The sequence below is a fragment of the Roseovarius sp. MBR-154 genome, from assembly GCF_053628595.1.
Map to the genome: position 1 here is coordinate 1 of NZ_JBRJGR010000031.1, position 24,526 is coordinate 24,526.

24 protein-coding genes are annotated in these 24,526 nt (G+C 66.2%); 12 read left to right on the plus strand and 12 right to left on the minus strand.

The annotated features are described in order from the left end of the window. The first annotated feature begins 198 nt into the window (after window positions 1–198). Genes ACSSV4_RS21155 through ACSSV4_RS21170 form a run of 4 tightly spaced genes read left to right on the plus strand, consistent with a single transcriptional unit; the run spans window position 199 to window position 3,337 of the window. Entirely contained in the window at window positions 199–1,080 is an 882-nt protein-coding gene (locus ACSSV4_RS21155) for an alpha/beta fold hydrolase (RefSeq protein WP_454277047.1), read from the plus strand. Then, window positions 1,080–1,772: a hypothetical protein gene (locus tag ACSSV4_RS21160; protein ID WP_454277048.1), complete on the plus strand. Its 693-nt coding sequence runs from the start codon at window positions 1,080–1,082 to the stop codon at window positions 1,770–1,772. The genes ACSSV4_RS21155 and ACSSV4_RS21160 overlap by 1 nt, the downstream gene beginning before the upstream one ends. Next, the gene (locus ACSSV4_RS21165; RefSeq protein ID WP_454277049.1) at window positions 1,772–2,470 is read left to right on the plus strand and encodes an ABC transporter transmembrane domain-containing protein; all 699 of its coding nucleotides are present in this window, start codon (window positions 1,772–1,774) and stop codon (window positions 2,468–2,470) included. Before ACSSV4_RS21160 ends, ACSSV4_RS21165 begins: the two co-directional genes overlap by 1 nt. A gap of 30 nt (window positions 2,471–2,500) precedes the next feature. Beyond that, window positions 2,501–3,337, plus strand: a complete 837-nt coding sequence (locus ACSSV4_RS21170; RefSeq protein WP_454277050.1) for a hypothetical protein — start codon at window positions 2,501–2,503, stop codon at window positions 3,335–3,337. A 95-nt stretch (window positions 3,338–3,432) separates the two neighbouring features. Here ACSSV4_RS21170 and ACSSV4_RS21175 read toward each other — a convergent pair whose 3' ends face one another. From ACSSV4_RS21175 to ACSSV4_RS21210, 8 genes are all read right to left on the minus strand, one after another. Next, on the minus strand, window positions 3,433–3,657 hold the full coding sequence (locus ACSSV4_RS21175; RefSeq protein ID WP_454277051.1) for a hypothetical protein: 225 nt from the start codon (window positions 3,655–3,657) through the stop codon (window positions 3,433–3,435). Continuing rightward, window positions 3,654–4,166 (minus strand): hypothetical protein, encoded by a 513-nt coding sequence (locus tag ACSSV4_RS21180; protein ID WP_454277052.1) that lies wholly within the window; start codon window positions 4,164–4,166, stop codon window positions 3,654–3,656. Before ACSSV4_RS21180 ends, ACSSV4_RS21175 begins: the two co-directional genes overlap by 4 nt. Then, on the minus strand, window positions 4,163–6,262 hold the full coding sequence (locus tag ACSSV4_RS21185; RefSeq protein WP_454277053.1) for an oxidoreductase: 2,100 nt from the start codon (window positions 6,260–6,262) through the stop codon (window positions 4,163–4,165). The genes ACSSV4_RS21180 and ACSSV4_RS21185 overlap by 4 nt, the downstream gene beginning before the upstream one ends. Window positions 6,263–6,307: 45 nt before the next feature. After that, entirely contained in the window at window positions 6,308–6,970 is a 663-nt protein-coding gene (locus ACSSV4_RS21190) for a TetR family transcriptional regulator C-terminal domain-containing protein (protein ID WP_454277054.1), read from the minus strand. 52 nt (window positions 6,971–7,022) lie between these two features. Beyond that, entirely contained in the window at window positions 7,023–8,123 is a 1,101-nt protein-coding gene (locus ACSSV4_RS21195; protein ID WP_454277055.1) for an ABC transporter ATP-binding protein, read from the minus strand. Next, a complete protein-coding gene (locus tag ACSSV4_RS21200) occupies window positions 8,120–8,944 on the minus strand; it encodes an ABC transporter permease (protein ID WP_454277056.1) in 825 nt (274 codons plus the stop codon). The genes ACSSV4_RS21195 and ACSSV4_RS21200 overlap by 4 nt, the downstream gene beginning before the upstream one ends. Continuing rightward, entirely contained in the window at window positions 8,941–9,876 is a 936-nt protein-coding gene (locus ACSSV4_RS21205) for an ABC transporter permease (RefSeq protein WP_454277057.1), read from the minus strand. Before ACSSV4_RS21205 ends, ACSSV4_RS21200 begins: the two co-directional genes overlap by 4 nt. A gap of 78 nt (window positions 9,877–9,954) precedes the next feature. Further along, a complete protein-coding gene (locus ACSSV4_RS21210) occupies window positions 9,955–11,079 on the minus strand; it encodes an ABC transporter substrate-binding protein (protein WP_454277058.1) in 1,125 nt (374 codons plus the stop codon). Window positions 11,080–11,375: 296 nt separating this feature from the next. Here ACSSV4_RS21210 and ACSSV4_RS21215 point away from each other — a divergent pair, with 296 nt between their 5' ends. Together ACSSV4_RS21215 and ACSSV4_RS21220 are read left to right on the plus strand one after the other, a co-directional pair. Then, window positions 11,376–12,707, plus strand: coding sequence for a flavin monoamine oxidase family protein (locus tag ACSSV4_RS21215; protein WP_454277059.1), 1,332 nt, complete (start codon window positions 11,376–11,378; stop codon window positions 12,705–12,707). A gap of 52 nt (window positions 12,708–12,759) precedes the next feature. Continuing rightward, window positions 12,760–14,052 carry an NAD(P)/FAD-dependent oxidoreductase gene (locus ACSSV4_RS21220; protein WP_454277060.1) on the plus strand — a complete coding sequence of 431 codons (1,293 nt, stop codon included), beginning with the start codon at window positions 12,760–12,762 and terminating at the stop codon, window positions 14,050–14,052. Between the two features lie 222 nt (window positions 14,053–14,274). Here ACSSV4_RS21220 and ACSSV4_RS21225 read toward each other — a convergent pair whose 3' ends face one another. Then, window positions 14,275–14,901, minus strand: coding sequence for a TetR family transcriptional regulator C-terminal domain-containing protein (locus ACSSV4_RS21225; protein ID WP_454277061.1), 627 nt, complete (start codon window positions 14,899–14,901; stop codon window positions 14,275–14,277). Between the two features lie 139 nt (window positions 14,902–15,040). Here ACSSV4_RS21225 and ACSSV4_RS21230 point away from each other — a divergent pair, with 139 nt between their 5' ends. The 5 genes from ACSSV4_RS21230 to ACSSV4_RS21250 are packed head-to-tail and all read left to right on the plus strand — an operon-like array spanning window position 15,041 to window position 21,556. After that, window positions 15,041–16,678 (plus strand): phytoene desaturase family protein, encoded by a 1,638-nt coding sequence (locus ACSSV4_RS21230; RefSeq protein ID WP_454277062.1) that lies wholly within the window; start codon window positions 15,041–15,043, stop codon window positions 16,676–16,678. Next, entirely contained in the window at window positions 16,675–18,207 is a 1,533-nt protein-coding gene (locus ACSSV4_RS21235) for a phytoene desaturase family protein (protein ID WP_454277063.1), read from the plus strand. The genes ACSSV4_RS21230 and ACSSV4_RS21235 overlap by 4 nt, the downstream gene beginning before the upstream one ends. Next, on the plus strand, window positions 18,204–19,382 hold the full coding sequence (locus ACSSV4_RS21240) for an aminomethyltransferase family protein (protein ID WP_454277064.1): 1,179 nt from the start codon (window positions 18,204–18,206) through the stop codon (window positions 19,380–19,382). Before ACSSV4_RS21235 ends, ACSSV4_RS21240 begins: the two co-directional genes overlap by 4 nt. A 13-nt stretch (window positions 19,383–19,395) precedes the next feature. After that, complete coding sequence (locus ACSSV4_RS21245) at window positions 19,396–20,775, plus strand: aminotransferase (protein ID WP_454277065.1); 1,380 nt, start codon at window positions 19,396–19,398, stop codon at window positions 20,773–20,775. Continuing rightward, window positions 20,768–21,556, plus strand: a complete 789-nt coding sequence (locus ACSSV4_RS21250) for a phytanoyl-CoA dioxygenase family protein (RefSeq protein WP_454277066.1) — start codon at window positions 20,768–20,770, stop codon at window positions 21,554–21,556. Before ACSSV4_RS21245 ends, ACSSV4_RS21250 begins: the two co-directional genes overlap by 8 nt. On the opposite strand, the gene ACSSV4_RS21255 is transcribed toward ACSSV4_RS21250, so the two are convergent. Together ACSSV4_RS21255 and ACSSV4_RS21260 are read right to left on the minus strand one after the other, a co-directional pair. After that, the gene (locus ACSSV4_RS21255) at window positions 21,517–22,152 is read right to left on the minus strand and encodes a GNAT family N-acetyltransferase (RefSeq protein ID WP_454277067.1); all 636 of its coding nucleotides are present in this window, start codon (window positions 22,150–22,152) and stop codon (window positions 21,517–21,519) included. The genes ACSSV4_RS21250 and ACSSV4_RS21255 overlap by 40 nt on opposite strands. Further along, on the minus strand, window positions 22,149–22,928 hold the full coding sequence (locus ACSSV4_RS21260) for a class I SAM-dependent methyltransferase (RefSeq protein WP_454277068.1): 780 nt from the start codon (window positions 22,926–22,928) through the stop codon (window positions 22,149–22,151). The genes ACSSV4_RS21255 and ACSSV4_RS21260 overlap by 4 nt, the downstream gene beginning before the upstream one ends. Before the next feature lie 201 nt (window positions 22,929–23,129). On the opposite strand from ACSSV4_RS21260, the gene ACSSV4_RS21265 reads away from it, so the two are divergent. After that, entirely contained in the window at window positions 23,130–23,372 is a 243-nt protein-coding gene (locus tag ACSSV4_RS21265; protein ID WP_454277069.1) for a hypothetical protein, read from the plus strand. A gap of 69 nt (window positions 23,373–23,441) precedes the next feature. Here ACSSV4_RS21265 and ACSSV4_RS21270 read toward each other — a convergent pair whose 3' ends face one another. Next, window positions 23,442–24,494, minus strand: a complete 1,053-nt coding sequence (locus tag ACSSV4_RS21270) for a ketopantoate reductase family protein (RefSeq protein ID WP_454277070.1) — start codon at window positions 24,492–24,494, stop codon at window positions 23,442–23,444. Window positions 24,495–24,526 lie beyond the last annotated feature (32 nt).

Below are 24,526 nucleotides of genomic sequence, written 5' to 3' on the forward strand. Positions count from 1 at the left end.
ACCGGGCGCAAACATCGGATGCGCGCGACTCCCCGAGATCCGTGAAACCGGCCCAAGGAACACATGAAGGCAGCTTCATGAATTATCCGGGTTAACGCCCGCGATGTCCTCTCATCCTAAAAAAACTGTGCCGCGCCGGGAATAACTCCCGGCGCGCGGCGTTTGCACGACAACGGATCACTGACCGGGAGAGGACCAATGAAAGACACCCTGATCGACATGGGCCCCCTGAACCTGCGCCGGGTCACGGCCTGCAGCAGCGCCGGGCGGCTCAGCGCCCGCATCATCCGGCCCGTGCACCGTGCAGACGCGCCGCCAATGGTGGTGCTGCACGGCATTTCGCGCAACGCAGGCACGCTGGCCCGGCTCTTTGCACCCGAGGCCGAGCGCACTGGGCGCACGCTGATCGTGCCGCATTTCCCGGGCGATACCTGGCCCGATTTCCAACGCCCCAGCAAGGCCGCCCGCCCCGATCTGGCCCTCTTGGCCCTGCTCGATCTGGTGGCGTCGGAATACTCGGATATCTGGGGGCTGGTGGATATCTTCGGCCATTCCGGCGGCGCGCAGCTCGCGCACCGTCTGGCAATGCTCTATCCGCACCGCGTCGCCGCCCTCCATCTGGCGGCAGCGGGCTGGTATTGCCTGCCCGATGCGAGCATGCGCTATCCCTACGGGCCCGCCCCCGGCAAGGATGCATTTTCCGCCAAGCTGGTCCGCCGCAACTCCGCCGCGCTGCGCGAGTTTCTGCATATCCCGGTCCACGTCTATATCGGCACCGAGGGCGTGACCCGCGACTACGCCCTGCGGAAGACCCGCGCGCTCGACGCGCGGCAAGGCCCGCAGCGCCACGCCCGCGCGTGCAGCTATGTGACGGCCCTCAACGCAGCCGCAGAGGCCGCAGGCCTTCCGCCTCGCGCCCGGCTGATCGAGATGCCGGGCTGCGATCACGACGTGGTGCGCGCGATCAGTTCGAAGGGCTGGCCGAAATCGACCCCAAGGGCGCCTACCTGCTGGCCGGGGATGGCTGCATCGGGCGCATGCTCGCGCGCAATAGCCAGATCAGACCGGCCACGCGGCTGATGCCGACAGCCCGCCTGCTGGGCGCTGACGGGCGTGCGGTCAACCTTGCGCAATTTGCGCTTACCCCGCGCCCCTCCGCCCTGCGCCCGCCGGTCCTTGGCGTTCTCGGCACCTCGATGAATTCCGGCAAGACGCTCGCCACCGCTCAGCTTGTGCTCGGCCTTCACCGCGCGGGGTTTCGCGTGGGTGCCATCAAGGCAACCGGTACCGGGGCGTTCGGCGATGTCAACGAATACAGCGACAGCGGCGCGCATTACGTGGGCGATTTCACCGATGCGGGCATGGTCACCACCTACCGCGAGCCGCTGGACCGGATCAAGACCGCCACCGAGACGCTGATTTCCGAGGCCGGGCATCGCGGCTGCGATCTCGTGGTGATGGAGGTGGCGGACAGTCTCTTGCAACGCGAGACCGCCGCGCTGATCGCCGATCCGTGGTTTGCGGCGTTGATCTCTGGCCTGGTATTCGCGTGCGGTGACGCGGTGGCGGCGGCGGGCGGTGTGGCGCATCTGGCGCGGCTGGGGCTCGTGCCTGATGCCCTGAGCGGCCTTGTCAGTTGCTCGCCCAGGGCGTCGTCCGAGGCGCAGGCAGCCACCGGCCTGCCGGTGCTGACCAAGGAGGATCTGGGCGACCCCGCCGAGGCCACCGGCTTTGCCCTGCGCGCGGGCCTTGGCCGTCAGGAGGCCGCGTAATGCCCGTGCCGCGCCTTCTGGAGAACGGTCGCTGGCGCGGGCTGGTGACCGTCAGCCTCGTGACGCTGGTGCAGGGGGCCGCCGCCGGGGTGGCCGCCTTCGCCACGCGCAGGCTTTTTGATGCCATGCACGCAGGCACCACCCTGCCCCCCGGCCTGCTCGCCGCGCTGATCGCCTCAGGCCTCGTCATCGCCGGGACGCGCATGCTCTCGCGCCTGATGGGCGAGCGACTCGGGCAGGGCTATGCCCTCGCCATTCGTCTGGCGCTGCTCAAGCACGCCTCGGGCATGCCCGCAAGCGCCGTTGCGAAGCGGCGCAGCGGCTATATGAGCCCGCGCTTTGTCGGCGACATGACCGCCTTTCGCGACTGGCTGGGCAAGGGGCTGCCCCGGCTGATCGCGGCCGCGGTGATGATCCCTGCCGCCTGCGCCGTACTCTGGCTGCTCGAGCCGCGCTTTGCCCTTGGCATCGCACCGCTTTTCGCGGTCACGCTGGCGGTGCTGGCAGTGGCCGAGCCTCGGTTGGAGCCGCTGCATCGCCGCCTGCGGGCCCGCCGCGCGCTCATCGCCGCTGAAATGGCCGAGCGCATGCCCCTCGCCCCCGAGCTTGACCGCATGGGCCGCCGACCTGCCGAGATGCGCCAACTGCGCAAGCGCAGCGAACGGATGATCCGCGCGGCCCTGCACCGCCTGCTCTGAGCGGAATCGCTCAAGGCACTGCCCGATGCCGTGGCGGGGCTTGCCGCCTGCGCGGTGATCGTCACCGATGCACAGACCGCTGCCAGCACCGGCACCATCGCGGGCGCGCTCGCCGCGATCGGCCTCGTGCTGAGCCCATTGCGCGATCTGGCAAGCGTCTGGAATTTCCGCGCGGCCTATCTCGCAGCGCACAGGAAATGCGCCGCTGCCCTCACCCGCGCGCAGCGCGGGACCGGGCGGGGCGACACCCGCCTGCCGTGCGGTCCGCTCAGTGTCACGGTCCGCGATCTGCCGATGCCAGAGGGGACCCCGCTCTCGCTCGACATCGCGGCGGGCGAGACGCGCACCCTGACCTGCGCAGCGGACAACGCCGATACCCTCTTTTCCGCGCTCTGGGGGCTGGAGACGGTGCCGCCCGGCCAGATCATCCTCGCGGGCCTGTGCCTCACCGATCTCTCGCGCGGCAGCCTCTGGCGCGGCCTTCACCGCCTGACCAGCACACCGGTGGTGCTCAGCGGGTCGTTGCGGCGCAACCTCGCCCTCGGCCTCCTAAACCGCCCGTCGGATGCAAAGCTGAGGAAAGCCGCCCGCGCCGCTGGGCTGGGCGCGCTGATGGAGCGGACCGGCGGCCTCGACGTCCTTCTGGCCGGGGGGGGGCGCGGCCTGTCTGCAACCGACCGTAGCGCTCTCTCACTCGCGCGGATCCTGCTGGGCAGGCCTCAGCTTGTCTTGTTGGGCGACGGGCTCTGGCATCTTGACCCCAGGGCCAGAGTCAACCTTGCCGCGCATGTGGACGCATCGGGTGCCACGACCCTGCACCACCCGGCACTAACACAGGCAAGCGATGGCAGCCTGCTCGCCGCATGACCGACCAGTTGCACAATGCAGGGCGTCCACGACCTCGAGATGTTGCGAAATTGCACGCAGGTGCAAGATGCGTCATGTGGCGGCCCCGGCGTCATTCATCTGAAAGCTTTGCGAGTTTGCGATCTAGGCACGTCCGACCGTGGCTTTCGCAGCGCCTGCCCGCCTTTCAGCCTTTGCTTGCGCGCGGCGCAGGATGTGCATGTGTAAGGCTTGGTTAGGCCGCGCGGCGCGTCAACCGGGGCGCCGATATTGCCGCCCTCCTGCACCCGAAACACCGACGCCATCGTCAGCAGGACAGCCACGAGGGCAAGGCGGATCATGACGCCGCCTGTCCGGCGCGCGGCTGCCAGGTTTCCGACGCGGTCGCGAGATAGGCTTCGAGCGGTTCGGCGCTCCGGTCCGGCGCGACGGTCTCGAGTGCCAGGAATTCCAGCGCCGCAACCTCGTGTTCGGACAGGAAGGCAAGCCGCTGCCAGTCCGCCTCCGGGCCGAGCGATTCGAGCCTGCGAAACGCCGCGAGATAGCCGGGATAGCTCTCGCGCATCGCCGCAATCAGCGCCTGCCAATCCACTGCGGTGGCGCGCGCCTCGGCCCGGCCTTGCGCGTGCAGGATCGCGGCGGGCCGTGGGATCAGCGCATATTTGTCGATGAGCGGGCGTACCGCGCCCGCCGCGTGGCGCTCGACCCCGGCCAGAAGTTCAAGCTTGCGCCGCGGCCCGGGCGCCTCGAAGGCACGGGCGAGTTCGGTGAAATAGGCGGCACCCTCCACCTCTTCCTCGTAATAGAGCAGCAGAGTTTGCAGATAGTCGGGGCAGGCCGCCATGGTCATTCCGCCGCCGAGCGCCAGCCCGGCCCCGCGCCGACCGTGTCACAGCCGACATCAATGCGGTCATGGCGCAGCGGCATGTCGATATCGACCTCGCGCTCCAGTTCCTGCGCGTAGCGGTGCCCAGCATGGACCGCCGCCGCGATGATCGCGGGCGCCTCGCAATCGCCGATCCGCGCAAGGCTGAACGGCAAGGCCTCTCCCGCCGCCGCCGCTTGCAGATCGTGAAACAGCGTGTCGCAGGGCCTGCGCGCGGTGACCATCACCACATAGCCAACCGGCACCTCCATCGCCGGGCCGCCATAGGCGCAGTCGAGCCGTGCAATCTCGCCGTCGAACCCGGCGATCACCCGGGCCGGTTCGATGCGGATGCCAAGGGCCTGCATGTGGCTGCGCACCCGCCAGCGCTCCGAGGTATTGCCCGCCCAACGCGAGACGCTGTCCGCGCCGGTGGCATAGGTCACCGGATGCCCGGTCTCGCGGATCCTCTCGGCGATCACCCCGCCCATGTAATATTCGTCGCCATCGAAGACCAGCGTCGGCCCGTCCGGCAGGATGCCATCCATGATGTCGTCGGGGGTCAGCACGCGGGCCGCCGCCGCACCTTGCGCGATGGGCCGGAACTGCCCTTCGTTGAAATACTCGTGCCGCCAGCGGGCACCGGTGGCGATGGCGACATGATCGGCCTCGGTGGCAAAGACATCCTCCGCCGTAAGCCGGCTTTCGCGGAAAACTTCGACATTGCGCATCTCGATGAGCTGCTGTTCGCGGTAGTCGCGCACACGGATATATTCGCTCATCCCCGGCAGCGACGCCTCGCGGGTGACGCGCCCGCCGATCTCGCGGGTGGCCTCGGCAAGCATCACCTCGTAGCCGCGCAAGCCAAGCGCGCGCGCCGCCTCGAGCCCCGCCGCTCCGGCACCGACGATCAGCACCCGGCTGTCGGTGCTGCGTTCGGAAATGATCTCGGGGTGCCAGCCGCGCCGCCACTCCTCGCCCATGGTCGGGTTCTGCGTGCAGCGGATCGGCACACCGAGGCTGTCGCCGGAATAGCAGACGTTGCAGCCGATACATTCGCGGATCGCCGACAGCCGCCCCTCCTCGATCTTTCTGGGCAGATAGGGATCGGCGATAGAGGGCCGCGCGGCCCCGATGAAATCGGTGATGCCGCGTTTGACCTGGCTCAGCATCGTGTCGGGCGAGGTGAAGCGGCCCACCGTCACCACCGGTTTGTCGGTCACCGATTTCACCCAGCTCATGTAGGGCTCCAGCGGCGCTTCCTTCACAAATCGCGACACGCCCATTTCCAGAGAATAATCGGCGATGTTGATGTCCCACAGGTCGGGCAGATCAGCCAGAATCTCGAACATCTCGCGGCGCTCGCCAAAGATCGGCACGCCATCGCTGCCGATCTCCTCATCGGCGGCGAAGCGCACGGCGACGGCGCAGCGGTCGCCCACCGCCTCCTTCGTCTCCACGATCAGTTCGCGGGCAAGGCGGGTGCGATTCTCGAGGCTGCCGCCATATTCATCGGACCGCGTGTTGACATGCGGGTTGAGGAAATTCGAGACCAGATAACCATGCGTGGCATAGACATAGACGATGTCAAAGCCCGCATCGCGCGCCCGCAGGGCAGCGCGGCGGTGCCAATGGCGAAACGTCCGGATGTCGGACTTGTCCATCGCGCGGGTCTGGTAGGGATGGCCCGCGAGATTGGGAAAACTGTCCACATCCATCGGCGGCAACCGGGTCATCATGTTCGGCGTGCGCGCGCCGCCATACCACAGTTCGGCCCCCGCAAGGCTCCCATGCGCATGCACCGCGTCGGTCATCAGCCGGTGGGCGCGCACGTCGCTGTCGTCCCAGAGCGAGGCATAGGTATGCGGCAGGTCGTCCGAGGTCGGGTGAATGGAGTTGTATTCGGTGCAGACCACGCCCCAGCCGCCCTGCGCCTTGACCCCGCGCATCGCCGCGAGCGTCCGGGGGCGTTGCCAGCCCATCCCGGTGCAATGCGGCACCTGATAGAACCGGTTTGGCGCGGTGACCGGCCCGATGTTCACCGGTTCGAACAGGATATCGTAGCGGGGGTCTCGGCTCATGGCGGGCGTGTCCTTCGTATCGGGATGGCGGCGATCTGCGCAGGGTCAGTCGAATTCGCGCAGGTCGAAATGATCCGGGTAGGTCTGCGCGAGAAAGGCGAAGACATGCGCGCGCGCCTGCTGCCGCGAACAGCTTTCAGGATAGGTCAGCATGTCCAGCCAGAGCCCGTCATAGAGCGCCTCCAGCAGGTTCGCGACCCGCCGCGGCGTCATGCCGGAATAGCCACCCTCTTCGGTGATCTGCTCGCACAGCCGTGTCGAGAGGGTAAACCGCTCGGCATCTATATCGTCGATCAGCTGACGATAGATTTTGCGCCGCCCGACCTCGCCGTAAAACGCATACCACACCGCGAGCTTTTTCGGGGTGCAGATCTGCGCATCGAAATGCGCCTCGACGATGGCGGTCAGCTTTGCGCAGGCCGACAGCCCGGCGTCGCGATAGGCCTGCAACCAGTGGTCGTGATGTTCCTTGGCCAGAAACACCAGCGTTTCCTCGAACAGGTTCTGCTTGCTCTGAAAATGAAAATTCACGATGCCCAGTGACAGACCGGCAAACTCAGTCACGCTCTGCATCGTGGTTCCGCCGATCCCGTTCCTGGCGATCGAGGAAATAGTGGCGTCGATCAACTGCCTGCGCCGAACCTCTTTGGATGCGGTGCGCCGCCCCGGCTTGGCGGCATCGTCCTGCTTCCTGATGGCTTCGTTCATTGTCTCACTCTGCGCGTGGACCCCGATGTCCACGCCCCCTCCTTGTCTGGTTTCAGTCCGCATCCAGGATGACCATCGCATCGGGCGACCAACTGAGCCAGACCGTACCATCGCTGCCTTGCGATCCGCCAGCGGGTCGGGCGTGGTTGGGTGTGGACACGGCAACCGGCTCCTGCCTGCCGGGGATCATGACATAGTGATGACTGCGCTCGCCGAGATAGGAGGTAGTGCTCAGCCGCCCCTCGACCACATGTGCGCCCTCCGGGCGCGTCGTGGACAGGCTGAACTTCTCGGGGCGCAGCGCGACCTGAACGGGCGCGCCATCGGGCTTGTCGAGCCGGTCGACCGGCATCGGGATATGGCCCAGCCCTTCGGCCTCGACCGCGCCGATGGCCGCACCGTTGCGCCGTACCCGACCGTCAAAGAAGTTCATATTGCCGATGAAGCGCGCCACCTCGCGGGTCTTCGGTGTCTCGTAGAGACCGGCGGGCGTGTCCACCTGAAGCACCTTGCCGCCCTGCATCACCGCAATCCGGTCACTGAGGGTAAGCGCCTCTTCCTGATCGTGGGTGACGAAAACGAAGGTGATTCCGACCTGCCGCTGCAACGCCCGCAATTCGAGCTGCATCTGGTCGCGCAACTGCTTGTCGAGCGCGCCAAGCGGCTCGTCGAGCAGCAGCACCTTGGGCCGCAGGATGAGCGCCCGCGCGAGCGCCACACGCTGGCGCTGCCCGCCCGAGATCTCGTTGGCCTTGCGCTGGCCGTAGCCCGGAAGCTTGATCAGCTCCAGCATCTCGTCCACCATTTCCATGCGCCGGGCCTTCGACAGCTTCTTCCGGCGCAGCCCGTAGGCGATGTTGTCGGCCACGTTGAGATGCGGAAAGATCGCGTAGGACTGGAACACCATGTTGACGGGCCGGTGATGCGGCGGCACGTCCGACATGGCCTGACCGTCGATGAAGATCTCGCCCCGCGTGGTGCCCTCGAACCCCGCAAGCATCCGCAAGAGCGTGGTCTTGCCACAGCCCGATGCCCCGAGCAGCGAGAAGAACTCGCCCTGGGCAATATCAAGCGACACGTCCTCGATGGCCTTGAAGCTGCCAAAGAGCTTGTGCACCTGCCGGATGGATATGAAAGCGTCGGAAGAAGTCATGTGTCAGCATCCAGCTTTGCATCGTCAAGACCCACGCGCCCGACTCTCTGGGCGATGAAGACCATGACGAACGAGACGAATAGGATCAGCGACGCGAGGGCCAGAACCGAGGGGAATTCCTTCGGGAACCGCAGCTGACCCCAGATATACATCGGCAGCGTCGGATCGGTGCCGGTCAGGAAAAACGCCATGATGAACTCGTCGAACGAGATCGTGAAGGTCAGCAGCAGGCTCGCCACCACGCCGGGCAGGACCATCGGGAAGGTCACCCGCCAGAACGTCCACCAGCCGTTTTCGCCCAGATCCGCCGAGGCCTCTTCCATCGCCGGATCGTACCCTTCAAAGCGCGGCAGCAAGGTCGCCACCGCGAAGGGCAGGCAGATGATCAGATGGCCCAGACCCACCGTGTAGAGTGACAGTGGCACCCCCATCCGGCTCATCAGCACCAGAAGTGCGACACCGAAGATGATGCCCGGAATGACCAGCGGCATCATGATGAAGGTCACCAGCGCGGTTTTTCCGGGCAGCCGGTAGCGCGTGACCGCGCGCGCTGCCACCACGCCCAGCATGGTCGAGATCACCGACACTACAGCACCGACCTTGATGCTGTTCAACAAGGCGTCCCAGACCGCGTCGCGCGACCACAGCTCGACATACCATTGCAGGGTGATCCCCCTGAGCGGAAAGCGGACATAGATGGAATCATTGAAGCTGAACAGCGGGATGAACAGCACCGGCACATAGAGCACGATGAGAAACACCACCGCATAGATCTGCAGGGGCCGGTTCGGTCGCTTGATATAGGTGCCCTGATCGCTCATGCGACCCGCCCCTGAGCCTTGCGGGTGACCATCAGGAACACCAGCGCGATCGCGGCGATCCAGAGCATCAGCACGATCGAGAGCGTGGCCCCCATCGGCCAGTTGTTGACCGCGCCGAACTGGATCTGGATGAAGTTGCCGATCATCGCGCCATCGGGCCCGCCGAGCAGCGCCGGGGTGATGTAATCGCCGGTGGTCGGGATGAAGATCAGGAAGGTTGCGGCGATCACCCCGGGCACCGACAGCGGCAAGGTGATCCGGAAGAACCGCGCGACCGGCCCGTCGCCCAGATCGGTCGCCGCTTCGAGCAGGGATTTGTCGATCTTCTCGAGCGAGACATAGAGCGGCAGAATCGCGAAGGCCGCCCAGGCATGTGCCAGCGTGATGATCACCGCCGTGGGGCTGTAGAGCAGGAAACTGAGCGGCGCCTCGATCAGCCCCGCTGACATCAGCCCGGAATTGATCACCCCCTCATAGCCAAGGATCACCTTCCACGCGAAAACGCGCAATAGGTAGCTTGTCCAGAACGGCAGCGTCATGAGGATGATCCACATCATCTTGTTGCGGTGGACATGGAACGCCACGTAATAGGCGATCGGATAGCACAGGATGACCGTGGCGACGGTCGCCACGCCGGAGATCCAGAACGACCGCTGCAACAGCGCGCCAAAAATCGGCTCGGACCAGGTGCGGGCATAATTCGTGGTCGTCAGCGTGGTGTCGAAGCCAAAGCCCTCGCGGGTCCAGAAGCTCATCACCAGCAGGATGACGAACGGAATGATGATGCCGATGGTCAGGATCAGCAGCGCGGGCGACATCAGCAGGTAGCCGCGCAGGGTCTCGCTTCGATGCAGCAGCGCCGCCAGACGTGCCCCGCGCACCGGGGTTGCCATCGTCTTGGATTGGTCCTGTGAAAGAGATGTTTCGGCCATCCGACCCCCGCTATCCGTGCAAAAAATCAAACGAAAGGCCCCGCAGCCTCTCGGGCTGCGGGATGCGGTCGCGTCGGATCAGAACCCGGCCTTGATCTGCTCGAACATCTCGTTCATCCGGGTTTCCCATTCCTGCGTCTGCGGCTGCTGGAAATGCCCCGCTTGCAGGATCTCTACCGGCTTCTTGCTCAGTCCCAGCCCGGCCAGCGTCTCTTCGTCGAACTTGTCGAAAGACTTGCTGTTGGAATGACCATAGCCCCAGTCGTTGATCATGAAATGCCCGGTCTCGACGCTGAGCAACGAGTCGATCACGTCATAGGCGCGGTCGAGATTAGGCGCGTCCTTGTGGATCATCACGCCGCAGACCCATGTCAGCGCGCCTTCCTTGGGCTTGGCGAATTTGACCGGGATGCCCTCGGCCTGCAACAGAACGGCCGAACTGTTCCAGGTCATCGACGCGACCATTTCCCCCGCCGAGAGCGCCTGCTCCAGCGTGGTCGTGTCATCGGTATAGAGCCGGATCAGCGGACGCTGTTCGCGCATCACGGCGGCGATCTTGTCAAACGCTTCGGGCGTGTCGATATCTGCGAAATCCACCCCCGCCTTGATCGCGCCGCACCACCAGGCATCCCCGCCCGAGGCCAGCGACCCCAACCGCCCGGAATAGCGCGGGTCCCAGAGCATGTCCCAGCTCTCCTCGCCCTCCAACTCGAACAGATCTGTGCGATAGGTAACCGAGGTCTGGCCCCAATCGAAGGGCGCCATCCAGACCTTGCCCGCCTCGGCGTCATTGCCCGGCAGATCGACCAGCTCCGGGATCACATCGCCCCAATGGGACACACGCGACGTATCAATCGGCTGGAAAAGCCCGGTCTGCACCCAGCGCGGCATCGACTGATTGCACGGGTGCGACACGTCGACGACAAAGCCGCCGCGCATCTTGGTCAGCGCCTCCTCCGATCCGCCGAAGATCGCGAAATTGGGCAACTCGCCGTTCTTGGCCTCATACTCACCGAACAGCTCGGGGATGTCATATCCGCCCCAGGTGAAATAGGTGGCCTGCTCACCGGTCTGCGCCATCGCCCGGCGCGAGTTGATCGGCATCGTTGTCATTGCCACCCCGGCCGCAAGCAATCCCTTGGTGAACCTGCGGCGGCTCAGCTTTCCTTCGCGCACCGCGCCCAGTTGATCGAGAACATCCATGACAGTCCAGTCTCCCCTGTTGATGCGGGTTCGCCCGCCCGGAGCGGTGCCCGCTGTTTGATCATTGCACGCGTGTCGCGGCCTCTGCCGGGTCATCAGTGATTGACTTTCGAGCGTTCCCGGCATTAACTTTGAATAATCATTCAATCATTCACCAGGATAGCGAAACGAGTCAAGAAAATTGCCCCACAAGCGCGTGATCGCCATTGAGAGGCCTGAAAATGGGGCATTTGTCGCAACCCGCATGGCCGCCTCGGCGGTGGCAGTCATGACCACGACACAGTTGAACAAAACCGATGACAGATACCCTTTCCCGCCGTGCCGTTCTGGTCGGCATGACCCTGGCCGGAGCCACGCCCTTGCTTGCCCAAACCCTCCCGACCAATCCCGACGTGATCATCATCGGTGCGGGTGCCGCCGGGATGGGGGCCGCGCGAGAGTTGCACAAACGCGGTCTCTCCGTCGTGATCGTCGAGGCCGCGCCCCGGGTCGGCGGGCGCGCCTATACAGAGAGCGCCACGCTCGGTGCGCCGGTCGATCACGGCTGCTCGTGGATATCGGGTGCCACTCACAACCCGTTCACCCAGATCGGCAAGAAGGCTGGCTTCACGCTGGTCGATCATACCACGGCCGACACCGACCTTTTCGACATCGACGGCAACCGCGCCAGCGATGCCGACTGGGCCGCCTATGACCGCGCCTGGGGCGCGCTGATACGGGCGGTCGAGCGCGCCGGCGCAGCCGGGCAGGACGTGCCCGCCGCCAGCGTGGTCCGCGACATGCCATTCGGGGCCGCGGTGCAATCCTGGACTGGAGCAATGGATTACGGTGTCGATTTCGATCAGCTTTCGACCGCCGACTATTATCACGGCTCGGAAAGTCAGCCGAGTTACATCGTCAAGGAAGGTCTGGGCGCGGTCGTGGCCACCCTTGCCGAGGGTCTGCCTGTCGCACTCGACACAACGGTGCAGGCGGTCGACTGGTCCGGGCCGGGGGTCGCGGTCGAGACCTTGCGCGGCACGCTGCGGGCACGAGCCTGTCTTGTCACCGTCTCCACCGGCGTGTTGAACGCGGGTACGATCCGTTTCACGCCCGCCCTGCCCGCGCGCAAGCTGCAAGCCGCCGCCGAGATCCCAATGGGCCTGCTGATGAAGGTGCCGATGCTGTTCGACGGGGCGCGGCTTGGCCTGGGCGAAAACAACTGGGTGACTTATGACATCCCCGCCGACAAGGCGGGCGAGGCGTGCTATTTCGTGGCCTGGCCCTGCGGGCATGACTACCTGTTCGGCAATATCGGCGGGCAATTCGCCTGGGATCTTTATGCGCAGGGCCAGGACGCGGTGGTCGATTTCGCCCTCGAGGCGCTCGTGCATTGCGTCGGCAGCGACGCGAGAAAGCACTTCGTGAAAGGCTTTGCCACCGACTGGGCGGACAATCCGCTCACCCTCGGGGCCTATGGCGCGGTGCGCCCGGGGGCATGGGGCGCGCGCAAGGTGCTGGCCGAGCCGCTGGCGGAACGGCTGTTCTTCGCCGGCGAAGCCATGGGCGGGGCCACCTCGGCGCTGGTCAACGGCGCGTTCAAGAGCGGCAAGTCGACAGCCAAGGCCATTGCACGCGCACTGGCCTGACGTCACTATCGGCCACTAGCGAAAGACCACGCACCGGCCCGAAAGGCGCATCATGATCCGAAACGAACGCGCGGTGATCGCCGACAGCCTCTGGAGCGCGACCGCCAATGCCAGCACAGACTTTCCCGCGCTTCACGGCGAGATGCGCGCGGATGTCGCGGTGGTCGGCGCCGGTTACACCGGGCTTTCGGCGGCGCTGCACCTGGCCGAGGGTGGGGCAAAGGTGGTCGTGCTCGATGCCGAACATCCCGGATGGGGCGCGTCGGGGCGCAATGGGGGGCAGGTCAATGTCGGCCTGAAGGACGCGCCCTCGGTGATCAAGGCCAGGTTCGGCGAGCACTGGGGCAGCCGCATGATTCGCATGGCCGGAGAGGCGGGCGATCTGGTCTTCGACCTGATCGACCGGCACGGCATCGACTGCGCCGCGCGCCGCCCCGGCTGGCTGCGCGCCGCGCATACGCCCAAGACCCTGCGCCAGCTTCACGCGCTGGCCGCCGACTGGGCCGATCACGGTGGCGGCATGGCCACGCTCGACCGCGACGCGATGCAGCGCCTGACCGGCACCGACGCCTATCTCGGCGGGGTGATCGACCGGCGCGGCGGCTCGTTGCACCCGCTGAACTATGCCCTGGGGCTGGCCGCCGCCGCGCAGGCCCAGGGCGCACGGATCTTCGGAGACAGCCCCGCCCTGGAGATCACCCGCGACGGCGGCGATTTCGTTCTGCGCACACCGGGCGGCCGCCTGCGCGCAGAACAGGTGCTGCTCTGCACCAATGCCTATTCCGGCGATGTCATCAAACCGCTTTCGCGCTCGTTCCTGCCGGTGCGCTCGGTGCAGGTCGCGACCGCGCCGCTGTCGGACAATCTGCGCCGCTCGATCCTTGCGGGCGGCCATGCCCTGTCCGACGCGCGTCGGCTGCTTCTGTATTTCCGGCAGGACCCCGATGGCCGCTTCGTGATGGGCGGGCGCGGCACCTATAACGACCGCTCGACCGCGCGCCAGATCGCATGGCTGCGCCGCATCAGCACGCAGCTCTTTCCACAGCTTGAGGGCGTCGAGTGGCAACATGCCTGGGGCGGCTACGTGGCGTTGACCCCCGATCACTACCCGCATCTGCACGAGATCGAGCCGAGGATGATCGCCGGGCTCGGCTATAACGGGCGCGGCGTGGCGATCGCCACCGCGATGGGCCGGGTGATGGCGCGGTGGGCGGCAGGGGCAGAGCGGGATACGCTCGATTTCCCGACCAGCCCGCTCAAACCCCTGCCCTTTTCATTCGCGCGCAACATCGCGGTGGAGGCCGAAATCCTGCGCCTGCGCCTTCTGGACAGGCTGGGGGTCTAGCGATCGGCAAACCGGCTTGAGATGCAGCGGGACCTCGGGCACGGGTCCGGTTTCCCAAAGCGAAGCGTCAGAGGACGGCCCGTTAGGGGCGGAGGAGCCGAATGGCCTGGATCTGCCGTTGACATCTAGGACCAATGCGCGGAATCGAGGTGCCGCAGGCACCGCCGCGCAGCGCCCGACCGCCCCCCGGGCGGCTCATCTCGTTAACACCAAAGGTCCGCTTCAAGCCACACCCACCAGCCGCGCGAGCGCGCGTTCGGTCGCGGCATGGGCCTCGGTCCGGTCGATGCGATCCGGCGTCAGGTGCAGATGCTGCCAGTAGCCGTCGGTCAGGGTCTCGACCATATCGGCGATCTGCACGACCTCCTCCGCCGCCAGATCGACCCGCACCGCCTGCCAGATCTCCACGAGGGCGGCTCGGCGGCGATCGTCGAATTCCCGGGCGACCTCATCGTATTGCGCCTGAAAATGCAACTCGCCCCAGAACGCGAACCACATCGGTAACACCTCGGACCCGCAGGCCGCCGTATCGAAATCCGCCGCGATGATCGCCGAAAGCCGCGCCTGCGGATCGCTACCCGCCGCCTCGAGTGCTGCAGTCCAGTGATCCTCATAACCCTGATAGAGATCGCGCAGCGTTTCGGTCAGCAGCCCGCCTTTCGACTTGAAATAGAACACCGCCACCCCCTGCGAGAGCCCCGCCTCTGCCGAGACCGTCGCTAGCGTGGTCCGCGCCAGCCCGTGTTTCAGGATCGAGCGCCGCGCCGCGTCAAGAAGCTGCCGCCGCCTGCGCCCGGCATTCTCGGCCCGCTCCTTGCGCGGGCGCGGCTCCGGCATGTCAGCGGCCATGATGCCGCGCGCGCTGTGCTGCGTCCTGCATGATCTCTGGGCTCCTCTTGACGGCCTCATTCAGAAAAATTTGATTGAGCGCTCAAATAAACTTTACGAAACTCCCGCGCCGGTGTAAAGCCATAAGGAAAGGTGACAGATGGCAGATGACCGGACTTCCTTTGACGTTATCGTGGCGGGTGCGGGCCATAACGGGCTGACGGCGGCGGCCTATCTGGCACGGGCCGGGCTGCGGGTGCTGGTCGTGGAAAAGAACGACTGGGTGGGCGGCGCGGCGGTCAGCCGCTCGCTCTGCGACGGCTGGACCTATTCGAACTGTTCTTATGTCTGCTCGCTGCTGCGCCGCGAGATCGCGCGCGATCTCGACCTACCGAAATACGGGTTGCAGGTCATTCCCTACGAGGGCGGCGCAAGCTTCACCCGCGACGGCGGCCATTTCGCCTATTATTCGGACCACAACGCCCTGCGCCGCGAGATGGCGCGCCATTCCCCGCGCGATGCCGAGGCCTATCCCCGCTACGCACGCGCAATCCTGCGGCAATGCCGCTTCATCCGCCCGTTCCTGCTGCGCGATGCGCCCGATCCGGCGGCATTGCGGCCGCGCGATCTGGGCGAGATGGCCTATCTGCTGCGCAAGGCCCACAATCTCGGCGCGCGCGAGCTGGCCGAGACCCTGCGCTTCTGGACCATGTCGATCGGCGATTTCCTCGACGAGCATTTCGAGAACGATCTGATCAAGGCGCATCTGGCGGGCTCGGGGATCATCGGCACCGGGCTCGGGGTCTATTCGCCGGGCACCGCCTATGTGCTGTTGCATCATTACATGGGCGATATCGACGGCGGGATCGGTGCCTGGGGCTTTGCGCGTGGCGGAATGGGCGCGATCTCGAACGCGCTCGCGGCGGCGGTGCGCGATCATGGCGGCACGATCCGCACCGGCGCGGGGGTCGAGCGGATCCTGACCCGCGACGGCCGGGCGACCGGAGTCGCCCTCTCGGACGGGGCGGAATTCAGCGCCCCGGTGGTGGCCTCGAACATGGATGTCAAACGCACCTTCCTGACGCTGCTGGAGGCGGGCGCACTGCCCGACGACTTCACCCGCTCGGTTGAGCGGTTCAAGATCCGGGGCTCCTCGGCCAAGCTCAACATCGCGCTGGACCGCCTGCCCGACTTTCCTGCGGCCCCGCCGCATGCCAGCTTCCTGCGCGGCGACATGCACGTCTCCGAGAGCCTGCATGAGCTGGAGCGCGGCTATGACGACTGGAAGGCCGGGCGCTGGTCCGCGCGGCCCTATATCGACATGCTGATCCCCAGCCAGATCGACCCGACCATGGCACCGGAGGGGGCGCATATGATGACGGTCTTCGTGCAATACGCGCCTTATGACCTCGCGGTCGACGGGGTGCGCGCGGCCGAGAACTGGACCGAGACACGGCGCGGCGCGCTGGCCGACACGGTGCTCAACCAGATCGCCATCGCCTGCCCAGATATCCGCGACCGCATCGTGCATATGGAGGTGCGCTCGCCGCTCGAGCTTGAGGGCGAGGTGGGGCTGACCGAGGGCAACATCTTTCAGGGCGAACTGACCTTCGATCAACTGTTCTTCAACCGTCCGGTGCCGGGCTATGCGCAATACGATTCGCCCGTGCGCGGGCTCTATCTCTGCGGCTCCTCGGCGCATCCCGGCGGCGGCGTGATGGGCGCGGCGGGGGCGAATGCCGCCCGCGCCATCCTCCGCCGGACCCGGGGCAAGCGCATGACGGGATACGCGGCATGACACGCTACGATGCGATTGTGATCGGCGGCGGCGTCAACGGGCTTGTGGCCGCCGCTATGCTGGCCAGAAAAGGCAAATCGGTCTGCCTGCTCGAACAGCACGCGGCCCCCGGCGGCATGGCGGTGCTGTCGCAGGCGGAGGGACCGGCGCTTGCGCATCTTCTGTATAACCTGAGCCCGGTGGCGCTGCGCGACATCGGGCTTGATGCGGCGAACCTGCCCTTCGCACGGGACACGATGGCGACGGTGTCGCTGTCTGAGCACGGCAAGCATGTGGTGCTGCGCGACCGGCGCGCCGAGACGCTGTCAGGCGCGCCGCACCCCGACGCCCACGCCGCCGAGACGCTCTTGAACCGGCTGGCGCGCTATGGCGATCTGCTGCGCCTGCTGGCCGAAGCGCCGGTGCCGGGCGGGACATCGCCGCTCTGGTCCGCATCCGGGCTGCGCCAGACCCTGCGGTTGGCACGCGTGGGCCTGCGCCTGCGCGGATGGGGCAAGCCCGAAATGCGCCGCTTTCTGCAACTGCTGCTGTCGAACGCCAGCGATCTCATTCTCGATGAGATGCCCGATGGGCCACTGGCCGGGCTGTTCGCCGCCGATGCGGCGCGCGGCGCGGCCATGGGTCCGCGCGCGCCCGGGACGGTGTTCAACCTGATCTACCGGATGGGGCATGGCGGCGGCATCACCCGGCCCGTCGGCGGGATGGAGGCGGTCGCGGCGATGTTCGCCGAGGCGGCGCGCACCGCCGGATGCAGGATCGAAACCGGCGTCGAGGTGACCCGAATCCGGATCGAGGATGACGCCGTGACCGGGGTCGAGACGGCGGACGGGCAGACCTTCACCGCGCCCGTCGTTCTGAACAGCATCGGTCCACAAGGCACGCTTGCCCTTATGGGGGTAGCGCATAGCGACATCGAAACCGCGCGCCGCATCCACACGATCCGCGCGCGGGGAACGGCAGCCAAGGTCAACCTGCGCCTGCGAGACGGGGCCGCGCTCGACGATCTGCCCGAGGGGCTGCGCGACGCGCGGCTGGTCTTCGCGCCCTCCGCCGCCTATGTCGACGCGGCCAGCAACGCTGCGAAATACGGCGAGATGTCCACCGCCCCGGTGATCGAGGCGGTGCCGGTGACGCACAAGGATGGCAGCCGCTGGCTGTCGGCCATCGTGCAATACGCCCCGGTTGACCTCGAGGGCGGCTGGACCGACGCGGCGCGCGCCCGGCTGGAGGGCATCACGCGGGACACACTGGCGCGCACTCTGCCCCGCCTCGCGACGCAGATTGACAGCGCACAGGTGATCACCCCCGACCGGATCGCGGCACAGACCGGCGTGGCGGGCGGGCATTGGCACCATGCCGAAATGGCGCTCGACCAGCTGTTCATGCTGCGCCCTGCGATCGGGCTGGGCCGTCACCGGATCGGCCCGCGCGGGCTCTATCTGTGCGGCGCGGCAGCGCATCCGGGCGGCGATGTGATGGGGCTTTCGGGGCGCAACGCGGCGCTTTGTGCGCTGGAGCAGAGCACGTGAGCATCTTCGCCGATCCCATGCTGGGCCTCGCGCCCGGCCCGGTCCATGACCGGCTCGCCGCGCAAAGCCGCGCGCAGGCGTGGTACGACTGGGCGGGCTATGCCGCGCCCTCGGTGCTCGACAGCGTGGAGTTCGAATACTTCGCGCTGCGCAATCAGGCCGCCCTGCTCGATATCTCGCCAATGCGGTGCTACCGGGTAACGGGGGCCGGGGCGACCGCGCTGCTCGACCGCATGGTCACCCGCAACATCGGCAATATCCGGCCCGGACGGGTCGGCTATGCGGTCTGGTGCGACGAGGCGGGCCATGTGATCGACGACGGTACGCTCTTTCGGCTCGGCCCCGATGATTGGCGGCTGTGCTGTCAGGAACCCATGCTCACCTGGCTGCTCGATGCCGCCCTCGGCTTCGACGCCGCGATCACCGATGAAAGCCATACGCTCGCCGGGCTCGCGCTTCAGGGTCCCACCGCCTTTGCCGTGCTGGCCGATGCCGGGCTCGACGTGGCCGGGCTCATGCCCTTCGATCACCGGCAGGTCGAGGCCGGACTGCGCGTGTCGCGCACCGGCTTCACCGGCGATCTGGGATATGAGTTGTGGTGCGACTGGAAGGCGGCCCCGGCCCTGTGGGACCGGCTGTGGCAGGCGGGCGCGCATAAGGGGCTGCGCGCAATCGGCTACGAGGCGGTCAATATCGCCCGGATCGAGGCCGGGTTCCTGACCGCCGGGGTCGATTTTCAGCCGGTCCACGCCACCGAGCGTCTGCACCGGGGCCAGACCCCGTTCGAGTTGGGGCTGGCACGGCTGGTGGATTTCACCAAGGGCCATTTCAACGGACGCCGCGCGCTCCTTTCGGCGCGCGACACCCCGCGCAGCCTGCTCCTGCGGGTCGATGTCGAGGGTTTCAAACCGGCGCAGGGCGCGCTCGTCTACCACAATCGCAGGCGCGAGGTGGGCCATATCACCTCAGGCATCTGGTCCCCCACCGCCAAGCGCAACATCGCCTTGGCCCATGTCACAACGACCCATACCCGCAAACGTCCCGCCCGGCTCTGGGCGGAAATCTACACCCTGCAAGAGGGCAAGTGGGATAGGCGCATGGCGCGCCTCACCCCGGTCGAGGGCGCGTTTTTCGCACCCTCGCGCGCAAGGGCCACACCGCCTGCCCGCAGGTAACGGAGGATCATCCATGAACAAACTCGAGAATACGCCAAGCGACGCCGACCTGACCACCTGGGACAGGGATCACAACCTGCACCCCTGGGCGGATGTGCAAGGCTTCGGGTCGGATGAATACATGCGGGTGAACACCGCCGACGGCATCTATCTCTGGGACGCGGCGGGCAAGCGCTATATCGACGGGCCCGGCGGCATGTGGTGCACGCAGATCGGTTATGGCCGGCAGGAGATGGCCGACGCGATCTCGGCGCAGGTGATGCGCATGCCCTATGCCTCGCCGTGGTCGTTCACCTCAGAGCCCGCCTCGACCCTTGCCCGCATGATCGCCGAGCGCGCGCCCGGCGACCTCAACACCGTGCATTTCACCACCGGCGGATCGACCGCCGTCGATACCGCGCTGCGCACCGCGATGTTTCTCAACACGCGGCTCCGACGGCCCGAAAAGAAAATCGTGATCGGGCGCGAAAAGGGATATCACGGCTCGACCTACCTGGCCGCGACTGTGACCGGGAAAGAACGCTTCAATACCCGTTTCGACAAGGCCCACGAGCTTGTGCGCTTCCTGCCCGACGTGAACCCCTTTCACCGCCCCGAGGGCATGAGCCTTGCAACCTGGTGCGATGCCAAGGTCGCCGATCTGGAGACGCTGATTGCCGAGGTGGGGGCCGACCGGATCGCCGCCTTCATCGCCGAGCCCATCCTGTGCTCGGGCGGCGTGATCGTGCCGCCGCCGGGTTATCACCGGCGCACCCGCGACATCTGTCGCGCTCATGACATCCTCTATATCTCGGACGAGGTGGTCACCGGCTTCGGGCGGCTCGGCCACTGGTTCGCGTCCGAGGCCGAATACGGCATCGTGCCCGACATGATCACCTGCGCCAAGGGGCTGACCTCGGGCTATCTGCCGCTCGGGGCCTGTATCATCTCCGACGGCGTGATGGCGCGGCTGGCCGAGGCCGAGGGCGACGACGTGTTCTACAACGGCTACACCTATTCCGGACACCCGGTGTCCTGCGCCGCGGCGATCACCAATATCGAGATCATGGAACACGAGGATATCCTTGGCCATGTGTGCCGCGTGACGCCACAGTTCCAAGGCCGCTTGCAGGACATAAAGGACAGGTTCGACATCGTCGGCGACGTGCGCGGCGCGGGGCTTCTGGGCTGTATCGAATGCCGCCCCGATCTCGACCGTGAATCCTTTGCCGCCTACCAGAAATTCGGGCAAAAGCTCGACGATGCCTGCGAGGCGAAGGGGCTGCTGCTGCGACCCTTCGGCAACATGGCGGTGTTCTCGCCGCCGCTGATCATATCCGAGGCGCAGATCGACGAAATGTTCAACATCATGGAGGCGGGGCTCACCGAGCTCAGCGCGCAATACAATGGTTGAAATCTCCAGACTCACCCCCGACGCCGCAATCGGCGCACAGTTGATGACCGACGGGGCGGTCATCGTGGAAAACGTGATCGACACGCCGCTGCTCGACCGGGTTCAGGCAGAATTGCGCAAACCCTTTGACGCGCAGGGCCTGAAATTTACCAATGAATTCAACGGCTACAAGACACGCCGACTGGGTGGCATCCTAGGACTGTCGCGTGCTGCTGCGGATATCCTCGCCCATCCCCTGATGCTCGCCGTCTGCGATCACGTGCTGGGACCGCATTGCGAGAGCTATCGCATCGGCTCGTCCACCGCGATCGAGATCATGCCCGGCGAAGGCAATCAGATGCTGCACCGCGACGACGATTTCTATCCGGTCCGCGTGCCCGGCATCGAATGGCAGATCTCGGCCATGGTGGCGCTTACGGATTTCACCGCCGAGAACGGGGCGACGCGGGTGGTGCCCGGCTCGCAGGACATGCGCGAGATCGACGTCATCGGCGAGGATGAGATCGTGCAGGCAGTGATGCCGCGCGGCTCGGTGCTGTTCTATCTGGGCCGGGCGGTCCATGCGGGCGGGCGCAACAACACCGGGATACCGCGCACCGGGCTGATCACCACCTATTCCCTGGGCTGGCTGCGGCAGGAGGAAAACATGTATCTCAGCGTGCCGCGCGACATCGCCGACAGCTACCCCGACCATGTGCGCCGCCTGATGGGCTACCAGTCGCACGGGGCTAACCTCGGGGTCTATCCGGGCGATCCGGACGGTAATTGGTGGGACGCCTGAGCCGCGTGGCGAACCTCCCACTCGCTGCGCGTCATCTCGAACCAAGGCACGTCGTCATAGCCGTAGGCCCTCCGGAGCCCGACCGACCGCATCCCGCATTTCTCCAGCACGTGCTGGGATTTCATATTCTCCGGATCGGTGGTCGCCACGATTTCCGCCAGTGACGTCTGCTCGAAGCCGAACCGCAGCAGACGCGCGCAGATCTCGGTCGCGTAGCCCTGCCCCCACGCCTCCGGGATCAGCAGGTAGCCCACCTCGATCCGGTCGGCGGGATAGGCGTCGGGGACAACCTGGCTCCAATCAGTCTCGTCGGCATCAATCGGCACCGGGGTCAGCACGCCATCGCCGATCTTCTCGCCCGTGTCCTTGCGGGTCGCGGTCCAGATCCCGATCCGCCCGCCGGCCCCGCGCTTCACGGCGTTCTGCATATGCTCCGCCACCTCGTCAGCCGTCAACGGCACCTCGGTGACATAATGCATGACCTTTGGATCACAGAGCAGCCGCGCCGCGATATCCTCATCCGCGCGGGTCATAGGCCGCAGGAGAAGCCGCTCGGTCTCCAGCATCAGCGCCTCGGGCGGCAGCGGGTCTATCATGCCGGTTTGCGCCCCCGGATGTGATGCGGACAATGCTCGCCCGAGGCCAGAACCGGCTGCATCGCTTGCCAGATCTCGATCTGCTGGGTGATGAATTCCGCGCCGTGCCGCGTCTCCCAGCCCGCACGGCCCGGCCCGCTCAACTCGGCCAGCTCGGAGGCGGACACCTCGCGGTACCACGGGTTGCGATCGATCAACTCGACATCGGTGAACCCTGCCCCCTCCATCGCCGCGCGATAGGTCTTTGGCGAGGCCATGCGGAACTCCAGCGCTTCCATCTTCACGTAATGCGCCATTTCTGGCGACATCTCCCCGTCGTGACTGGTCAGCCAGTCGGAGGCGACAAACCGCCCGCCCGGTCTGAGCACGCGAAACGCCTCGGCGGCCATCGCCACCTTGTCGGGGATGTGGATGATCGAATCCTTGGAAAAGACAACGTCGAAGCTGGCCGCCTCGAACGGCATCGGCCCCGGCGTGACCTCGATGATCTCGATCCGGTCGCTCAGACCGGCATCCGCGACGCGACGCCGCGCGGCCTCGCAGACCGGGGCCTCCACGTCGATCCCGGTGACCTTCGCCGCGCCGAACTCGCGCGCGAGCAACACCGCGATCGCGCCCGAACCGCACCCGATATCAAGCACATGCTTGCCCGCGATCTCCATGCCCTCGATCACCCGCGCGACCTCCTCGGCCCCGCCCGGCGACAGAAAACCCTCGCCCCACAGGTCTTCGAGGAAATCGATATGTTGATCATTGTAGAGAATGTCGTCGGACATACGGGGCTCCGGCACAGTTGCGTCGCACCTTATCATGGCCCGCGAGAGGACGCGTGGACAAGCTCTTTCATGCGGCGGCCATACCCCGGAAACACAGCCATGCCTCTGATGCAGAGCGGGTTTGCGTCCACCACTATGGAAAAATGCTGCAGTGCAGTATATTTTAACGCGCAGATGCGGCAACGCAAGGAGCGAGACGTCATGACCTATTCCTCCCACACCAGCCACAGCTCCCCCCTCGCCGCCAGCATCGCGCGCGTGGCACTTGCCCCGCTGCGTGCCGTGAGTTTCTTTTTCCAGTCGATCATCGCCGCCAATCGAATGGCCCGCGACGTCGAGAAACTGTCACGCCTCAGCGATGCGAAGCTGGCCGAACTGGGCCTAGACCGTGACAAGATCGTTCCCTATCTCGCGCGGAAGTCCGAGTTGCTCGGCGTTCTCTGAGCCGCGCCCGGGCCCTGAAATTCAGCGACATCGGCAGGGCCAGTGACGGCCCTGCCCGCTGATGTCAAATCACGCCGCGTCGCGGCGATTGGCGTCAAGCCGGGCATTGACCGTGTCGACGATACCCGCGAATTCGGCAGTCTCCACACCCTGTTGCTCGGCGATCAGCTTGACCAGCATATCTACCCGCTCGATCCGGTCCGCGCCGCTCTCGATGGCCCGCGCCGCCGAGGACGGCTTGAGCAACCCGTCGGCGGCCTTTGCGTATTTCTCGAACGGCACCGCGTCCGCCGCATCCGCCCCAAGCCGCCGGACCACCTCGTCCACCGTGCTGTAAATCCGCTCTGACAGCGCCGGGTCGCCATGCACCGCCTCCTTGATCGGGCGTGCGCCGTCGGCAAGCACACAGCGATAATTCCCGGTCAGCAGCATGCTCCACTTGGCGAAGGGCACGAAGATCGAGTCGAAGACCCGCAGCTTGACCGGCACGTCCTTGCCGTCCACGGTGACCGCGTCGATGCCGCTTTCGAGGTCGCGCAGGATCCGGTTATGGGCCTCGTCCTCAAACGGGGCGGCCTTGAAATTCGTGGGCAGGCCGACATGCAGCGTGTTGGCCCCGTCCTCGGGCACGCGATACGCCTGCGGATCGGGGCTGCACAGCGTGACGGTGCCGGGCTTGAACCCGGCCCAGGCCTTGGGACAGGTATAGGCAGCCTCGAGCCGCGACGTATCCAGCCCCTCGACTCGGCGCAGATAGGGCAGCGGCGGCATGTTCATGATCGACAGGCACGGCGTGCCCGCAGCCGCGATCCGGCCCAACAGATCGACGATGTTGTCGGCGCAATATTGCGGCTCGGACATGGCCAGCGCCACCATATCGTACTCCGCCGGGTTCACGTCCTCGGGCGCGAGCGCGTTCAATGTGCCGGGCAGGTCATGTGAGCGGAACGCGCGGTGCTCGACCTCGTCGCGCAGCTTGATGCGCACATCGGTGCCCTCGGCATTGATCAGATCGGCGGTCGCCTGACGGCAGACCAGCGTCACATCATGCCCCGCCATCAGCAGCTTGGTGCCAAGAAGCGAGCCGTAAGAGGCCCCGAGGATTACGATGCGATACGTCATGTCTGCCCTTTCGGAAAATGCTGGATCGTCTT

Coding starts and splice junctions, on each gene's coding strand:
- ACSSV4_RS21155 (WP_454277047.1), top strand. CDS start 199: ATGAAAGACACCCTGATCGACATGGGCCCCCTGAACCTGCGCCGGGTC.
- ACSSV4_RS21160 (WP_454277048.1), top strand. CDS start 1,080: ATGCCGACAGCCCGCCTGCTGGGCGCTGACGGGCGTGCGGTCAACCTT.
- ACSSV4_RS21165 (WP_454277049.1), top strand. CDS start 1,772: ATGCCCGTGCCGCGCCTTCTGGAGAACGGTCGCTGGCGCGGGCTGGTG.
- ACSSV4_RS21175 (WP_454277051.1), bottom strand. CDS start 3,657: ATGATCCGCCTTGCCCTCGTGGCTGTCCTGCTGACGATGGCGTCGGTG.
- ACSSV4_RS21180 (WP_454277052.1), bottom strand. CDS start 4,166: ATGACCATGGCGGCCTGCCCCGACTATCTGCAAACTCTGCTGCTCTAT.
- ACSSV4_RS21185 (WP_454277053.1), bottom strand. CDS start 6,262: ATGAGCCGAGACCCCCGCTACGATATCCTGTTCGAACCGGTGAACATC.
- ACSSV4_RS21190 (WP_454277054.1), bottom strand. CDS start 6,970: ATGAACGAAGCCATCAGGAAGCAGGACGATGCCGCCAAGCCGGGGCGG.
- ACSSV4_RS21195 (WP_454277055.1), bottom strand. CDS start 8,123: ATGACTTCTTCCGACGCTTTCATATCCATCCGGCAGGTGCACAAGCTC.
- ACSSV4_RS21200 (WP_454277056.1), bottom strand. CDS start 8,944: ATGAGCGATCAGGGCACCTATATCAAGCGACCGAACCGGCCCCTGCAG.
- ACSSV4_RS21205 (WP_454277057.1), bottom strand. CDS start 9,876: ATGGCCGAAACATCTCTTTCACAGGACCAATCCAAGACGATGGCAACC.
- ACSSV4_RS21210 (WP_454277058.1), bottom strand. CDS start 11,079: ATGGATGTTCTCGATCAACTGGGCGCGGTGCGCGAAGGAAAGCTGAGC.
- ACSSV4_RS21215 (WP_454277059.1), top strand. CDS start 11,376: ATGACAGATACCCTTTCCCGCCGTGCCGTTCTGGTCGGCATGACCCTG.
- ACSSV4_RS21220 (WP_454277060.1), top strand. CDS start 12,760: ATGATCCGAAACGAACGCGCGGTGATCGCCGACAGCCTCTGGAGCGCG.
- ACSSV4_RS21225 (WP_454277061.1), bottom strand. CDS start 14,901: ATGGCCGCTGACATGCCGGAGCCGCGCCCGCGCAAGGAGCGGGCCGAG.
- ACSSV4_RS21230 (WP_454277062.1), top strand. CDS start 15,041: ATGGCAGATGACCGGACTTCCTTTGACGTTATCGTGGCGGGTGCGGGC.
- ACSSV4_RS21235 (WP_454277063.1), top strand. CDS start 16,675: ATGACACGCTACGATGCGATTGTGATCGGCGGCGGCGTCAACGGGCTT.
- ACSSV4_RS21245 (WP_454277065.1), top strand. CDS start 19,396: ATGAACAAACTCGAGAATACGCCAAGCGACGCCGACCTGACCACCTGG.
- ACSSV4_RS21250 (WP_454277066.1), top strand. CDS start 20,768: ATGGTTGAAATCTCCAGACTCACCCCCGACGCCGCAATCGGCGCACAG.
- ACSSV4_RS21255 (WP_454277067.1), bottom strand. CDS start 22,152: ATGATAGACCCGCTGCCGCCCGAGGCGCTGATGCTGGAGACCGAGCGG.
- ACSSV4_RS21260 (WP_454277068.1), bottom strand. CDS start 22,928: ATGTCCGACGACATTCTCTACAATGATCAACATATCGATTTCCTCGAA.
- ACSSV4_RS21265 (WP_454277069.1), top strand. CDS start 23,130: ATGACCTATTCCTCCCACACCAGCCACAGCTCCCCCCTCGCCGCCAGC.
- ACSSV4_RS21270 (WP_454277070.1), bottom strand. CDS start 24,494: ATGACGTATCGCATCGTAATCCTCGGGGCCTCTTACGGCTCGCTTCTT.